This window comes from Oryzophilus luti (genome assembly GCF_059726245.1).
Genome location: NZ_AP040874.1, coordinates 1,430,429 through 1,445,920 on the forward strand (window position 1 = coordinate 1,430,429; position 15,492 = coordinate 1,445,920).

At 63.4% G+C, this 15,492-nt stretch carries 12 protein-coding genes; 5 read left to right on the plus strand and 7 right to left on the minus strand.

Translation table 11 applies throughout. The features are described 5' to 3' along the window. Positions 1-11: 11 nt before the first annotated feature. The 4 genes from hemC to AC6IZO_RS06235 form a co-directional block, all read right to left on the minus strand. Positions 12-944, minus strand: coding sequence for a hydroxymethylbilane synthase (gene hemC / locus AC6IZO_RS06220; RefSeq protein WP_497809066.1), 933 nt, complete (start codon positions 942-944; stop codon positions 12-14). A 29-nt stretch (positions 945-973) separates the two neighbouring features. Further along, the gene (gene hemA, locus AC6IZO_RS06225; protein WP_497809068.1) at positions 974-2,332 is read right to left on the minus strand and encodes a glutamyl-tRNA reductase; all 1,359 of its coding nucleotides are present in this window, start codon (positions 2,330-2,332) and stop codon (positions 974-976) included. Further along, positions 2,329-3,159, minus strand: coding sequence for a cytochrome C assembly family protein (locus AC6IZO_RS06230; RefSeq protein ID WP_497809070.1), 831 nt, complete (start codon positions 3,157-3,159; stop codon positions 2,329-2,331). The genes hemA and AC6IZO_RS06230 overlap by 4 nt, the downstream gene beginning before the upstream one ends. A 395-nt stretch (positions 3,160-3,554) precedes the next feature. Further along, positions 3,555-4,559 carry a galactose-1-phosphate uridylyltransferase gene (locus AC6IZO_RS06235; protein ID WP_497809072.1) on the minus strand — a complete coding sequence of 335 codons (1,005 nt, stop codon included), beginning with the start codon at positions 4,557-4,559 and terminating at the stop codon, positions 3,555-3,557. Between the two features lie 220 nt (positions 4,560-4,779). On the opposite strand from AC6IZO_RS06235, the gene AC6IZO_RS06240 reads away from it, so the two are divergent. From AC6IZO_RS06240 to murA, 4 genes are all read left to right on the plus strand, one after another. Next, the gene (locus AC6IZO_RS06240) at positions 4,780-5,385 is read left to right on the plus strand and encodes a hydrolase (RefSeq protein WP_497809074.1); all 606 of its coding nucleotides are present in this window, start codon (positions 4,780-4,782) and stop codon (positions 5,383-5,385) included. A 37-nt stretch (positions 5,386-5,422) separates the two neighbouring features. Beyond that, the gene (locus AC6IZO_RS06245; RefSeq protein ID WP_497809076.1) at positions 5,423-6,529 is read left to right on the plus strand and encodes a serine hydrolase domain-containing protein; all 1,107 of its coding nucleotides are present in this window, start codon (positions 5,423-5,425) and stop codon (positions 6,527-6,529) included. After that, positions 6,526-7,464 carry an N-acetylmuramic acid 6-phosphate etherase gene (gene murQ, locus AC6IZO_RS06250; protein ID WP_497809078.1) on the plus strand — a complete coding sequence of 313 codons (939 nt, stop codon included), beginning with the start codon at positions 6,526-6,528 and terminating at the stop codon, positions 7,462-7,464. Before AC6IZO_RS06245 ends, murQ begins: the two co-directional genes overlap by 4 nt. Positions 7,465-7,558: 94 nt before the next feature. Continuing rightward, entirely contained in the window at positions 7,559-8,848 is a 1,290-nt protein-coding gene (gene murA / locus AC6IZO_RS06255) for a UDP-N-acetylglucosamine 1-carboxyvinyltransferase (RefSeq protein ID WP_497809080.1), read from the plus strand. Between the two features lie 143 nt (positions 8,849-8,991). Here murA and AC6IZO_RS06260 read toward each other — a convergent pair whose 3' ends face one another. The 3 genes from AC6IZO_RS06260 to mtnP all read right to left on the minus strand — a co-directional run bounded on the left by AC6IZO_RS06260 (position 8,992) and on the right by mtnP (position 12,526). Then, positions 8,992-10,653, minus strand: coding sequence for a glycosyltransferase family protein (locus AC6IZO_RS06260; protein ID WP_497809082.1), 1,662 nt, complete (start codon positions 10,651-10,653; stop codon positions 8,992-8,994). Positions 10,654-10,741: 88 nt separating this feature from the next. After that, entirely contained in the window at positions 10,742-11,650 is a 909-nt protein-coding gene (locus AC6IZO_RS06265; RefSeq protein WP_497809084.1) for a PfkB family carbohydrate kinase, read from the minus strand. A gap of 15 nt (positions 11,651-11,665) precedes the next feature. Then, positions 11,666-12,526 (minus strand): S-methyl-5'-thioadenosine phosphorylase, encoded by an 861-nt coding sequence (mtnP, locus tag AC6IZO_RS06270; RefSeq protein WP_497809086.1) that lies wholly within the window; start codon positions 12,524-12,526, stop codon positions 11,666-11,668. Between the two features lie 175 nt (positions 12,527-12,701). Between mtnP and mutS the strand changes: the two genes are divergently transcribed. Continuing rightward, positions 12,702-15,371: a DNA mismatch repair protein MutS gene (mutS, locus tag AC6IZO_RS06275; protein WP_497809088.1), complete on the plus strand. Its 2,670-nt coding sequence runs from the start codon at positions 12,702-12,704 to the stop codon at positions 15,369-15,371. Positions 15,372-15,492 lie beyond the last annotated feature (121 nt).

A 15,492-nucleotide genomic window follows, 5' to 3' on the forward strand; every position in this document is an offset into this window, starting at 1 on the left:
CTGCGTCCGGCTTAGGAGTTCCGCGCTGGCGCGTACTCCCCGTAAACTTCCTTCAGAATCTGGTCAGCGCCGCGTCCCAGCAGGATCTTGCCGGTGCGTTCGCCAACTTCCACCGCGTCGGTGCCACGCTGTACTTCGCGCAGCAGTGTGGTGCCATCCGGACGCGCGCAGATGGCCGTCAACTCAATCTCACCGTTGTGCACCTCGGCGTAAGCGCCGATGGGCACCTGGCAGCCGCCGCCCAACTGGTTCAGCAGCGCGCGTTCGCAGGTGGTGGCGGCAAAGGCGTCGGGATCGCACAGGAACTTCAGGTGCTCGCGCATGACGGTATCGCCCTTGCGGATTTCGATGCCGAGCGCGCCCTGTCCAGCGGCCGAGCACATGACCGAAGCCGGGATGATCTGCTTGATGTGCTGCGTCTTGCCCAGGCGCGTAAGACCGGCAGCGGCCAGGATGATGGCGTCATAGACGCCCTCTTCCAGCTTGCGCACGCGCGTATCCACGTTGCCACGCAGAGGGTGGATGTCGAGATCGGGGCGGAACTTCTTGATCTGCGCCTGGCGGCGAAGGCTGCTGGTGCCAACCTTGGCGCCCTGCGGCAGATCTTCAATGGAGTTGTACTTGATGGACAGGAAGGCGTCGCGCGGGTCCACGCGCTTGGTGATGGCCGCGATCTCAAACGGTTCGGCCAGTTCGGTGGGAAGGTCCTTCAGGCTGTGCACGGCCAGGTCGATGCGCTTCTCAACGAGCGCTTCCTCGATCTCCTTGGTGAACATGCCCTTGGTGCCGACCTTGGCGAGCGCAACATCGGTGATCTTGTCGCCGGTGGTCTTGATGATTTCCAGTTCAATCTCGTGTCCCTGTTCGCGCAACAAGGCCGAGATGTGGTGCGCCTGCCAGAGCGCCAACTGCGAACCGCGCGAGCCAATACGAAGCAATGCCATGAGGGTAGACTTCCCTAGCTATTCTGCAGCTATTTTGAATTTGTGACGCCGGCAACCTTCGGCTCCTCGGCGGCCGGCGCGGGCTGGTTGTCGTCTGCAGCCTCGTGCTTCGGCTCCGGAGCTTCCGGTGCTTCCAGGTTGAACAGCTTGCGCACCACCTCCACCACCGTCGTCGCCGATTCCTGCTGATCGCGCGCCGCCGACTTCAAGTGCGTGATGGGGGTGTGCATGATCTTGTTGATGATGCCGCGGGTCAGCGCCTCAATGGCCGCTTCCTGCTCCTTGGTCATGTCGCCGAAGCGGCCGCGCACGCGGTCGATCTCGGCCTGGCGAAGGGTCTCCAGGTGCTCCTGCAACGAGACGATGGTGGGCACCACTTCGGCCGTCTGCAGCCGTTGCTGGAAGCGCGAAACCTCGTCTTCCACCAGCTGCTCGGCACGCTCGGCCTCGCGTTTGCGGTCGCCAAGGTGCGCCTTCACCACCTGCTGCAAATCGTCAATGTCGTAGACGAAAATGCCGTCGAGGTCGTTGAGGCCCGCGTCGATGTCGCGCGGAACCGCGATGTCGATGAAGAACATCGGGCGGTTCTTGCGCTGCGCCAGGAACTTCTCGCCATGCTCCTTGCGGAAGATCGTGTGCGGCGCGCCGGTGGAGCTGATGACGATATCGGCCTTGCCGACCGTGTCATAAAGCTGCTCGAACGGAATGGCCTCGCCGTTGAACTTGCGTGCCAGCGTGACGGCGCGCTCGTAAGTGCGGTTGGCCACGTAAATCTTGGCCGCGCCGTGCGCCAGCAGGTGGCGGGCCGCCAGTTCGCACATCTTGCCCGCGCCCACCAGGTAGACGCTCTTGCCGCTGAGGCTGCCAAAAATCTTTTCCGCCAGCTCGACGGCCACCGAGGCGATCGAAACCGACGAGGTCGCCACGGAAGTCTCCGAGCGCACCTTCTTGGCCACGGCGAAAGCGCGCGAGAGCAGCGCATCCAACTGCGACTGCACGGCGCCCATGGCGCGCGCGGTGGCGTAGGCTTCCTTCACCTGGCCGAGAATCTGCGCCTCGCCCACAACCATCGAATCGAGGCTGCTGGCGACGCGGAAGACGTGCTTGACGGCGTCAATTTCCTTGTGCTCGAAACAGTACTGCTCAAACTCCCCGGGATGGAAGCCGTAGTAGTCCTGCATGAACTGCTTGAGGTCGCAGTTGCCATCCTTGGCGCGGGCGAAGATCTCCATGCGGTTGCAGGTGGAGACAATCATTCCCTCTTCCACGCCGGGCTCGGAGAGCAGCGTTTTCAGCGCCTCCGGCAGCCGTGACTCGGGGATGGCAAAGCGCTCGCGCACTTCCACCGGGCACGTACGATGATTCACACCAATGACAAAAAAGTTCATGGGGCGACGAACCTGTGTACCCTGCTCAGGTAATTGGCCGCCCACGCACACACTGCTGCGGCAAAGGCGAAGGTGGCGAGATAGGCGGCCTTGCGTCCGCGCCAACCCGCGCTCCAGCGCGTGTACAGGAGCAGCATGTACACGCCCCACATCAGCAGCGAAAGAACGACCTTGGGATCGGTGAAATACGAGGCGCCGAACTTCTCACTGGCCACAATCGAGCCTGCTACCAGCCCCACCGACATGAACGGGAAGCCGACCAGTAGGGCCTTGTAGCCCAGTTCGTCCGTCACCTCCAGCGCCGGCAGCTTGCTCAGCCAGCCGGACTGCTGTTTGGACTTGATGCTCTTGGCCTGAACGATGTACAGGAGGCTGGAAACGAAGCTCAGGAACAGAGCCGCGTAACCCACCAGCAGCGTGGACACATGGAAAAAGATCCAGCCGCTGCGCAGCGTTGCCGTCGGCATCAATTCCGTAGCCGGACGCTGTGCCACCGCGCTCAGCACGGTGAGGAAGAACACCAGAGGAAAGATGAACACGCCGGGCGAAGTGGTGCGGTAGCGCACGAACATGCCCATGAAGACGATCATGATCATCAGCGCCAGCGCCGACTCGGCATGGCGGATGTCAATCAAGACCTGATAGCCGTTGAAGTAGACCGTCTCAACCAGTGAAACGAAATGGAAGGTGAGCCCCAGCCCGACCGCAGGAACGGCGAAGCGGGAGAGCGGAGCTTCCTTGTCTTTTAGCTGCGACAGCACGTACACGAATCCGATTCCGTAGAGAACCGCCGCAACTCTCAGCCAGATCAGCCAAATCTGAGGCATAAGACCCAAAATTCTCCCCGCAGCTCCTTCTTCCAGATACTTCCAATACCGGCGAGGAACATTTCCATTATATAAACGGTTTCACTTGACCTAAGTGTAATTGTCACTAGGTTTTGTGACGTTCGTCACAGCGCCGGGGCCGTAGACAAGCGCCCCCGGCGCTCGCCAAATGCCCGCAAAACGCACCTAACGCCGCATTCCCGGCCTTTTCCACACCAGCCGGAGCACCGGCAAGAAATTTCTCTCTGTCTGATGCAATCCGCTGTAACCACTCAGGATTACAGCCATTTTCCGTGCGCCGCTCCAGATTTGATGCGGCACAGACGAAGCCCCGCCACAGGGACGGGGCGCAATCCGGGGCAGTGTTCCCCACTGTTGGAGGCAAGCACGACCGGCTAATAGGCCGTGCCGTTGGACTCGGTGGGGGCCTCGCGCAGGCGGGCCGCAGCCGACTCCGGGCTGACCGGCGTGACATACACCTCGCGGAAGCTGTAGGAGCGGCCGCTGTTCGGCAGCACCGGCAAAATCTCAATGTGCCAGTGGTAGTCCTGGTCGACGGTGCGCCAGTAGTTCAGCACGCGCGACTGGTGCTGAATGTTCGGAGCCGAGTGCAACACCATGTAGAAGCTGTCGCAGACGCTGCGCACGCGGCTGAGGGTGCGGCGCAGAAGCGCGGCACAGTCGAGCAGCGCGCCCTTGCGCTGGGCTGTGTGCTCAAAGTGCGAATCATGTGTGGCCGGCAGGATCCAAGTCTCGTAAGGCATGCGCGGCGCAAACGGACAGAGCGCAACGTAGTCGCCACGAATTTCGACGATGCGGTCGCGCGCCTGAAGCTCCTGCTGAATCATGTCGCAGAAGACGCAGCGCTCCTTGGCCGCAAAGTGATCGCGCGAGGCGCGCAGTTCGTAAAGAACGCGACGCGAGACGAAGGTTGTCGCCATGATCTGCGAAGTGGGATGGTCGAATTCCTGCCCGGTCAGCGGCCCAAAATCCTTGAACAGGGCCACGTACTTGAAGCGGTGGTCGTTCTTCAGGTCCTGAATGCGGCTGGCGCCGAGCAGCAGGTACTGCTCAACCTCGGCGTCGGTGGAGTGCCAGAGCTGGCGGTCGTGGCGCGGGTTTTCGACGATCACTTCGTGGGCGCCGACGGCGCGCATGGTGTCATAGAGGCCGACGCCCCGGCGCTGCGGCTCGCCCTCCACGTGGTAGAGCGGCGCCGGATGCACCACCGCGCGCGCCGACCAAGGCCCGAAATTGACGCTGGCCATGCTGGAGAGAACCTGCGGATGCTGGGCTGACTCCGGGCAGAAGGGGCAGACGGCAGGCTGCACGCGACGGTCGCCAAGGTCGTCGCCGGTTGCCACCCACGAGCGCGTGATGGGGTCCTTGCGCAATTCCATACCGCTAAGGAAACCACAGGCCGGGCACAGCGTCAAACCCGCTCTGCGGGCATTCGCAGGCTTCGGTTCCACTTCGCACTGGCGCAGCTTTGGCACCGGAGATGGCGGACTCATTGGGCGCCCGTCCACCCGGGAGCCACGGCCCGGCGGACGGCCAGCGCTTGAGGGCCGTGCATTTCTCAATTTCAGTCTAGAATGGGCGGTTACGAGGAGAGCGCCCATGACTACAACCGGACGAATCGCCACGCTATCCCCCTCCGCCCTGAACCCGGCTGCCGCACGTTTGCTGGAGGCTGACCGCACCGCCCTGCTTGTGGTCGATATCCAGCAGAAGCTGCTGCCGCCGATCTTCAACCGCGAGACCATGATCAAGAACTGCCGGTTGCTGCTGCATCTGGCCCGGATTTTGAAGCTGCCGGTGCTGGCCACCACCCAATATGTAAAGGGCCTTGGGCCGACCGTTCCGGAGATTGCCGAACTGCTCCCCATGCCCGAGCTGCCGGACAAGGTTGCCTTCTCCTGCTTCGGCTGCGAGGAGTTTGTGCAGTCATTGGAGGCGTTGAGGGATCGCGATACGCTGGTTGTCTGCGGCATGGAGTCTCACATTTGCGTGACCCAGACGGCGCTGGGCGCGCTGGCCAAGGGCTACACGGTGCACGCCCCGCAGGACGCCATCGGCTCCCGCGCGGAGGCGAACTGGCGCGCCGGACTGGACCGCATGGCCGCCGCCGGGTGTGTCATCTCCTCCACGGAAATGACCGTCTACGAGCTGCTGCGCAAGAGCGGAACGGCGGCCTTCAAGGAGCTGCTGCCGTACATTAAGTAATGGCCGCAACCAAATGACTGGAGAGCACATAGAATCGATGATCGCCCGCCTAGCCTTAGACCTCGGCGGGCAGGAGCAGCGCTTTGCACGGGCGTGGAAGGTGCTCGAAGAGGCCATTGCCGAGCACGCCTTTCCGGGCTGCTCGGCGGCCGTAACCTGCGCGGGAAAGCTGTTGGCGTGGAAGGCCTTCGGGCGTTTCACCTACGAGCCAGACGCGCCCGAGGTGAAACCGGAGACGATCTTCGACCTGGCCTCGGTGAGCAAGGTAGTGGCGACCACCTCGGCGGCCATGCTGCTCTACGAGCGCGGACTGCTCGACCTTGAAGCGCCGGTGGCTTCCCTGCTGCCGGAGTTTGCCGATGCCAATGATCCTCGCCGGGAGCAGGTGACGGTTCACATGCTGCTGGCGCACTCCTCGGGGCTGCCGGGCTGGTACGCGCTCTACAAGGAGGCGCACACGCGCGAGGAACTGGTTGCGCTTGCTGCGCGCATGCCGCTGGAGGCCACGCCGATGGCACGAGCCGAGTACAGCGACATTGGATTCATCCTGCTCGGAGAGATTCTGGCGAAGATTGCCGGAGAGCCACTCGACCGCTTCTGCCAGCGCGAAATCTTTGGCCCGCTCGGCATGGCCAGCACCGGCTACTGCCCGCCCAAGGAGCTCCGCCCGCAGATTCCACCGACGCAGAACGATCAGGCCTTCCGCCAGCGGGTGATTCAGGGAGAAGTGGACGACGAGAACGCCTGGGTGATGGGCGGAGTGGCAGGGCACGCCGGGGTCTTTGCCAGCGCATATGACGTGGCGTTGTTTGCGGAAGCCATGCTGCGCGGTGGCGCGCCACTGGTACGCCGGGAGACACTGGAGCGCTTTACGCGTCGGGAAAGCGAGCCGGTCGGCACGTCGCGGGCGCTTGGCTGGGACACGCCTTCGCAGCCCTCGCAGTCGGGCCGCCACCTCTCTGCGGGCGCATTCGGGCACCTGGGATTCACTGGAACTTCCATCTGGTGTGACCCGCAACGGCAGCTATCAATTACACTGCTGACTAACCGCACATGGCCGGACCGAAGCTCGCAAGCGATCAAGCGGGTACGTCCGGCGTTCTACGATGCGGTGGTAACAGGTTTGGATGGAGACCCTAGTTGAAAGTAAAGAGTGCGTCCGCAGCAGTCATAGCCCCCGCAACTGACACAGCAGGACTCGGCAGCGAGCAGCCGAACACGGCCTCGCGCGATCTGGACCGGCGCAGCGCGCTGGAAATTGCCCGGACGATGAATGCCGAGGATCAGAAGGTGGCACTGGCAATCCGCAAGGCGCTGCCACAGGTGGCACAAGCCATCGACGCCGTGACCGAGGCCTTCCGCAACGGCGGAAGGCTGATTTACGTGGGCACCGGCACCAGCGGACGGCTGGGTGCGCTCGATTCCTCCGAGTGCCCGCCGACGTTCAACTCCGAACCCCACTGGGTGCAGTACGTGATTGCCGGCGGTGACCGCGCGCTGGGCAAGGCCGTGGAGGCCGATGAGGATTCGCCGCTTCAGGGCCGCCGCGATCTGGCACGCCGCAGGATTCACAAGCAGGACGTGGTCTGCGGGCTGGCCGCCAGCGGACGTACGCCCTACACGCTTGCGGCGCTGGAATACGCGAAAGAAAAGGGCGCAACCACCGTCTGCGTCACGGCCAACCCCGGCTCGCCGATCACGCAGGCCGCCGACATCGCCATCGCCGTCGAGGTGGGGCCGGAGGTGGTGGCGGGTTCCACGCGATTGAAGGCCGGCACCATGCAGAAGCTGGTGCTGAACATGATCACCACGGGGGCGTTTACGCGGCTTGGCTACGTCTACGGCAACCTGATGGTGAACGTGCACCTGAAGAACAGCAAGCTGGTGGAGCGCGGCATCGGGATTGTGTCACGCATTACGGGGCTGGAAGCGAAGGCCGCCGGAAAGCTGCTAAAGCGCGCCCAGGGCGCAGTGCCGGTGGCGGTCATCATGGAAAAGAAGGGGCTGCCGCGGCTGAAGGCCGAGCGGCTGCTGGAAGAAGCAGGCGGAAGCCTGCGCCGGGCGCTGGAAGCGCGCTGACCGGGCGGGGTGACTCCCCGGATACGGGCCTTTCCACAAGGGCGCACCCCGGTACAATAGCCACGGGGCGGATGGTTCCGCCGAAGGATTCATTATGGATAAATTTGTCATTCGCGGCGGTACTCCGCTGCTCGGCACGGTGAAGGTCAGCGGCGCCAAGAACGCGGCGCTGCCCGCGATGGCCGCGGCCCTGCTCACCGACGAGCCGATCATTCTCGAAAACATTCCGCAGGTTCGCGACATTGAGACCGAGCGCAAACTGCTGGCCGCCATGGGCGCCGAAGTAGAACTCGGCTACGGACGCGCGCACCACCGCACCACCATTTGCGCGCGCGAGCTGATGAAGAACCCTGAGGCCAGCTACGAGCTGGTGAAAACCATGCGCGCCTCCACGCTGGTTCTGGGACCGCTGGTGGCCCGCACGGGCTTTGCAAGGGTCTCGCTGCCGGGTGGCTGCGCCATTGGTGCGCGCCCCATTGACCTGCACATCAAGGGCCTGGAAAAGCTGGGCGCGAAGATCAACCAGGACCACGGCTACGTGGAAGCCCGCTGCGAGCGGTTGAAGGGCGGCAAGATCGTCTTCGACAAGATCACCGTGACCGGCACCGAAGACCTGCTGATGGCCGCCACGCTCGCCGATGGCGAAACCGTAATGGAGAATTGCGCGCGCGAGCCCGAGGTCGTGGACCTGGCCGAATTGCTCATCAAGATGGGCGCAAAGATTGAAGGCGCGGGCACCTCTACCATCAAGATCACCGGCGTGGAGAAGCTCTCCGGCACCAAGCACCGCATCATCCCCGACCGCATTGAGGCCGCGACGTTCATCATCGCCGGAGCCATCACGGGCGGTGATCTGATCGTCTCCGGCTGCGACCCCAAGCACCAGACCGCCCTGCTGAACAAGCTGGAAGAAGTGGGCGTGAAGGTGCAGGTGAACGAGGAGAGCGTGCGCGTGATGGGCGACGCCAGCCAGCTCAAGGGCGCCGACATCTCCACCGAGGAATACCCCGGCTTTGCCACCGACGTGCAGGCGCAGTACATGGCGCTGGCCACGCAGGCTGAGGGCAGCTCGATCATCACCGAGAACATTTTCGAGAACCGCTTTATGCACGCGCAGGAACTGGTGCGCATGGGCGCGAACATCAAGATCGAAGGCCGCCGGGCCATCGTCCGCGGACGCACGCAGTTGAGCGGCGCGGCCGTGCAGGCCAGCGATCTGCGCGCCTCGGCCTCACTGGTGCTGGCCGCGCTGGTGGCGGAAGGCGAGACCATCATCGACCGCGTCTACCACATTGACCGTGGTTACGAGAACATTGAGGAGAAGCTGCGCGGCGTGGGCGCACAGATGCGACGCATCGGCTCGCTGCTACCGCAGAAGGCGTAACAAAAAACGGTTTGTGAGCTTCAGCTCGCACCCGGAAACGCAGGGGGCGAAAGCCCGCTCTTCGGTTGGATTTGAACGTCATAGCAAAAGCCCTGCTCGATGAGCAGGGCTTTTCGTTTGTGTGAATGAGTTCGGCTCCGCGGTTAGTGAGTGCGCCATTGGCTGCGGTAGACCGCAACCGTCTGCCCGTCGAAGGTGAACGATTTCAGCGGCTCCAGTCCGCGGGGGTTGATCTTGACGGCCTTGGCCACGGCATCGTCGCCCCAGGTGACAACGTAGTCGGCGACGGCGGCAGGCGCGCTCAATGCAGCGTCCCAACTGATGAACGTAGTCTCATTGATGGTGCGGCGCAGTGGAATGCCGCCGCTCTGCAAGGCACCCACATGTGAACCTTCGGAGATGAGGATGCTGCTCTCGGCGGGCAGTGTGCTCAGGTAGTGGCCGAGTTCGGCTTCTGCCTGCATGCGCGGACCACCGTTGAACCAGGCTTCCCGCAGGCAGATTGGCGCCTTGATGTGCGGATTGACGCCCCACTGGTAGCGCGAGTCTCCCTGCCAGACCGTGGCATAGCCGAAGGCGACGATGGCGAGTGCGACGAACGCCACGGGCTTGGTCCAGCGCATGCCTTCCAGCTTCAGCAGGCCGCCGCAGAGCAAGCCGATGCAGACGGCGAAGGCCGCCAGCATCTCCAGCCCATAGCGCACGTTGTAGAACGCATAGGGCCACCACACCGGTAGAAAGATGGGCACGCTGCCATAGGCCACCGAATACGCATAGAACGGCAGCGGGAACCACAGCACCAGAAACGCCGCCATGCGCAACGGACGCACCAGCACCGTCAAGCCGCCGAAGATGGCCAGCGCGAGCAACGCCCACTCGGCGGGGCCTTCCGCCATCTGCATGCGCGCGCACTTCTCAAAGTAGAGTCCGGCGGTGAGCATGTTGTTCTTGCCGGGATAGGGCGCATCTCCAGGGCGCGTGGTGCGCTGCTCAATGGCCTTGGCCGAGTACGGCCCATTCAGCCAGTCCAGCGGATGGCGCGAGATGGCGTAATTGTGCGCCAGCCACAGCGTGGGGCACAGCGTAAGGAACAGCAGGAAACCAAACGTCGCGCGGCCCAGCCGATAGTCGTTGAAGTCCATGCGGCGGACACGGGCGGCGATGATGGCCAGCACGGCAACCGTGCCGGTCAGGAAGGCGAGAATCCATCCGTCATAGCGCGTGAAGATGGCCGCACCAAGCGCCACGCCGCAGCGCGAGAGCGCCACCGAAGGCGCCAGCCGCGCGGGCAAGCCGGTTTCGCGCTCGCCAAAGAGGCCGCGCAGAAATTCGTCAAGATAGCGCAGCGCCCAGACCATGGCGCAGAGAAAGATGCTCTCCGTCATGGCCGTGGACTGCATGTAGAGCAGGTTCGGATTCAGCGCGTAGATGGCGGCGGCAAACCATGCGGAGGTGCGCGAGGCGCGTCCGCGAACCAGGCGGAAGACGCCAAGCGTGCCGAAGACGTAGGCCAGCATGGAGACCACGGAACTTCCGATGCCGCTTTGCCACAGCCGCGTACTCCAGATGAACGGGATGGAGAGCACGTGCGGCAAAGGCAGCCAGACGGTGCCAAGCTGCAACGGGCCGGGATCGCGCGAGTCGAAGACCCGCCGCGCAATGTTCAGGTGCGCGACGGCGTCGCCATAAAGCAGCACCTGATTGTGCGTGTAATACCAGACAAAGGCGCAGATGGAAGCAACTGTACTGAGAGCAGCGACCAGAAGAAGGTCCTGCGATGCGCCGCGCTCTTCAAAATCCGCCAAGATTCAATTCCCTGCTAATGATGACGTCCACGATGCATGCCGCAGACGTGCGTTGGGGCCGCCGCAGCGGCCCCGTGATGATTGGTGATTACTCGAGGTGCGTCAGCTCGCGGAACAGCTCGAAGCGGTTCTCGATCTCCGGACGCGTAAGCGCCTGCAAGCGCTCGGTGCCGAACTTCTCCACCGCGAACGAGCCCATCACGCTGCCGTAGAACATCGCGTGCTTCAGCGTGTTCGGCGAAGTGTCCTTCTGGCTGGCGATGTAGCCCATGAAGCCGCCTGCAAAGCTGTCGCCCGCGCCGGTCGGGTCGAACACTTCTTCAATCGGCAGGGCGGGAGCGCGGAACGGCTGCGAACCGTCGCGGAAGAAGATGGTCGCGCCGTACTCGCCGTGCTTGACCACGAGCGCCTTGGGGCCCATTGCCATCACCTTGCGAGCCGCACGCGGCACGCTGGTATCGCCGGCGAGCATCTTCACTTCCGTGTCGTTGATCAGCAGCACGTCGACTTCGGCCAGGGTCTTCTCCAGTTCGGCGCGCTTGATGTTGATCCACAGGTTCATGGTGTCGCCGCCAACCAGCTTGACGTTCGGCATCTTGTGGCGCACGTCGAGCTGCAGCTCCGGCTGAATGTTGGCCAGGAACAGGTAGTCGGTGTCGGCGTAGGCGTCGGGAATCTTCGGCGAGAACTGCTCGAAGACGTTCAGGTCGGTGAACTTGGTCTTGGCCTCGTTCAGGTTCTCGCCGTACTCGCCGCCCCAGTGGAAGGTCTTGCCCGCGGCGCGCTCCAGTCCGGTGGTATCCACGCCCTTGGAGGTCATCACCTGCTCGTGAGCCGGGGTGAAGTCCTCGCCGACGATGGCGACGACGCGCACCTTGGTGTAAAAGCTGGCGGAAAGCGAAAAGTAGGTAGCGGCGCCGCCGAGAATCTTCTCGCGCTCGCCAAACGGCGTCTTCAGCGTGTCAAAGGCAACGGAGCCGACAACAAGAATTGACATATGCGATTGCGTCTCCTATCCGAGGTACTTGCCGATGATCAGCTTCAGCTTCTCGCGCGTCTCAGCTGGAATGGCTTCGCGCGAGGTGATGATGGCGGTGGCCAGCGCCGAGCCGCAGGAGCACTTGCGCTCCTTGGGCAGGCGGGCAACGGCCTCGCGCACCACATTGCAGGCGTTCTCGGCGTTCTGGTGCAGCACGGCCACAATCTGTTCCACGGTAACGGCGTCATGCGACTCATGCCAGCAGTCGTAGTCGGTGACCATGGCAACCGTGGAGTAGCACAGCTCGGCTTCGCGCGCGAGCTTGGCTTCCTGCAGATTGGTCATGCCAACCACGTCAAAGCCGAACTTGCGGTAGGCGTTGCTCTCAGCCTTGGTGGAGAACTGCGGCCCTTCCATGCAGACATAGGTTCCGCCCAGCTTACTGTTGACCTTGGCGGCCTGGCAGGCCTCATGCAGCACGGCAGAAGTCTCGCCGCAGACCGGGTCACCGAAGCCGACGTGCGCCACCACGCCTTCGCCGAAGAAGGTGGAGACGCGCTGCTTGGTGCGGTCATAGAACTGGTCGGGGATAACGAAATCGGTCGGCTTATGCTCTTCCTTCAGCGAGCCCACGGCGGAGACCGAGAGAATGCGCTCGACGCCAAGCTGCTTGAAGCCGTGAATGTTGGCGCGGAAGTTCAGCTCGGTTGGCGAAATGCGGTGTCCGCGGCCGTGGCGCGCCAGGAACGCAACGCGGCGTCCGCTGAGCGTGCCGATGACGTATGCGTCCGAGGGGCTGCCAAAGGGGGTTTCAAGGCGGACTTCCGTGATATCGGTAAGTCCCTTCATGCTGTAAAGTCCACTGCCGCCGATAATGCCGATTTCTGCCTGCAAAGTGTGTCTCCTGATCTTGCCCGAACTATCGAACAGACGCATCCAACAGATGCGTAAAACGATCTCTGCCGAATAGTTGATTATACAAGAGCGCAGGCCCCTGGATTCGCGCGACAGACCTCACCCGCACAGGCGCGTTTCCGCTATACTCAGCTTTTCATACTCGGTCCCAATCATGAATGATGCCTCTTCGCCGCTGATGCGGCAGCACGCCGCAATCAAAAAGGATCACCCCACCGCCCTGCTCTTCTTTCGCGTCGGCGACTTCTACGAATTGTTTTTTGATGACGCGGTGACGGCCTCGCGCGAATTGCAGCTGACGCTGACCTCGCGCCAGAAGGTCGATGGCGTGCCGATCCCGATGTGCGGCGTCCCCTACCACGCGGCGGAAAACTACATCTCGAGGCTCATCCGCAAGGGCTACAAGGTCGCCATCTGCGACCAGATGGAAGACCCCAAGCTGACCAAGAAGCTGGTGCGGCGCGAAGTCACGCGCGTGGTCACGCCCGGCACTGCCGCTGATTCGCAACTCTCCAGCGAAGAGAACAACTTTCTGGCCGCCGTCGCGCGCGCCGGGGACACCGTGGGGTTTGCCGCGCTCGACCTCTCCACCGGCGAGTTCCGCGCCACGGAGTTCACGGGCGAAGAAGCCGACCGGCGCATTCTGGAAGAACTGCAGACCACGCGTCCGCACGAATTGCTGTTCGCTTCGTCGCTGCCGCTGTTTCCGCGCACAAACGGAACGCCGGAGCTGCCGGGGACGACGCCTGCGCCCTCGCCCGCGGTGGCCGTGGCCGAGTTGCAGGGCATCCGCTGGGCGGAGACGCCGCTGGAAGACTGGGTGTTCGCCCCGGACTACGCGATTCCGATGGTTGAGAACCATTTTGGCGTGATGTCGCTGGAGGGCTTTGGCCTGGCGCACCACGCGGTGGCCGCCTGCGCCGCCGGTGCCATCCTGCATTACGTCAAGCAGACGCAGCGCGGCACGCTTGAGCACGTCGATTGCATTGGCTACTACGAACGCCAGGGCTGCCTCATTCTTGACGCCGTCACCGTTCGCAACCTGGAACTGATCGAACCGCTGTTCGCCGCCAACGGCGACTCCATCACGCTGTTCCGCGCCTTGGACAACACGGTGACGCCGATGGGCAAGCGGCTGCTGCGCTCGTGGATGCTGCGCCCCTTGCTGGAACAGGCGGAGATCGGCACGCGGCTCGACGCTGTCGAGGCCGGTGTGCGCAACACCATTGCGCGCGAGGAACTGCGCCGCTCGATGGACGGCATCCTCGACATTGAGCGCCTGCTCTCACGCGTCTCGCTGGAGACGGCGAACCCGCGCGACCTGCTGGCGCTGGCAGCCTCATTCGGCAAGCTGCCCGCAGTCAAGAAATGCCTAGCCAAGCTGAACGCACCACGGCTGGTGGAGTTGCACGCGGGGTTGGACGAGTTGGCCGACCTGCGCGAGCGCATGGAGCGCTCGATTGTGCCGGAGCCGCCCATGACGCTCAATGACGGCGGCGTGATCGCCCCGGGCATTGACGCTGAACTGGACGAGCTGCGCGACATCAGCCGCAACTCCAAGCAGTACATTGCGCAGATTGAGCAGCGCGAGCGCGAACGCACCGGCATCAACTCGCTGAAGGTGAAGTTCAACAACGTCTTCGGCTTCTACATTGAAATCAGCAAGGCCAACCTGCACTTGGCGCCCACCGACTACGAACGCAAGCAGACGCTGGTGAATGCCGAGCGCTTCACCACGCCGGAGCTGAAGGAATACGAAGGCAAGGTGCTGGCCGCCGAAGAGAAGATCGTCGAGATTGAGCGGCGCATCTTTGCCGAGCTGCGCGCGGCCATCGCCTCCGAGGCCCGCCGCATACGCGCCACGGCCGGCGCGGTGGCGGAGATCGACGTGCTCGCCTCGCTGGCGCACCTGGCCGCTGAGCGCGACTACTGCCGCCCGCAGTTCGATGACTCCGGCGACGTCGAGATCCTTGGCGGACGCCACCCGGTCATTGAGCAGCCGGAGCTGACTGGCTCAAACGACCGCTTTGTGCCCAACGACCTTTACCTGAACGCCGCCACGCAGAACCTGTTGCTCATCACCGGGCCGAACATGGGCGGCAAATCGACCTACCTGCGGCAGACGGCGCTGATCCTGCTGATGGCGCAGATGGGCTCCTACGTTCCGGCACGCAGCGCGCGTCTGACTCCGGTGGACCGCATCTTTACGCGCATTGGCGCCAGTGACAACCTGGCGCGAGGACGCTCGACCTTCATGGTCGAGATGACGGAGACGGCGGCGATTTTGAACACGGCCACCGCGCAGTCGCTCATTCTGCTTGACGAGATTGGGCGTGGCACAGCCACCTACGACGGGCTGGCCATCGCGTGGGCGGTGGTCGAGTTCCTGCAGCGCCGGACCAAGGCCAAGACGCTGTTTGCCACGCATTACCACGAGTTGACCGAACTGGAGACGCTGATGAAGGGCGTGAAGAACTACCACGTCAGCGTGAACGAGAAAGGCGGCAACGTGGTCTTCCTGCGCAAGGTGGAAGAGGGTGCGGCCGACAAGAGCTACGGCATTGAGGTGGCGAAGCTGGCCGGACTGCCTCAGGAGGTGGTGACGCGCGCGCGCCAGGTGCTGAACGAGCACGAGAACGCCGAGCACCGCACCAGCAAGGACCTGAACACGGAGCCTCACGAGGCAGGCAGCCCGATGCAGTTGACCATCTTCACGCCGGTCTCCAACGCGGTGCTGGACCGGCTGCGCGAGGCCGACCTTGACGCGCTCAGCCCGCGCGAGGCGCTGAACCTGCTCTACGAACTGAAGAAGCAGGTGGATTAACGCAGACGGCGAATTCCTTTCAGAGATACTCACCCCACTTCTGCCAACAACAGGCAGAAGTGGGGCACGCCCCCGAAGCACTCCACGGATCAGGCCCGGCATGCGTTATGCTCCGGCGCGC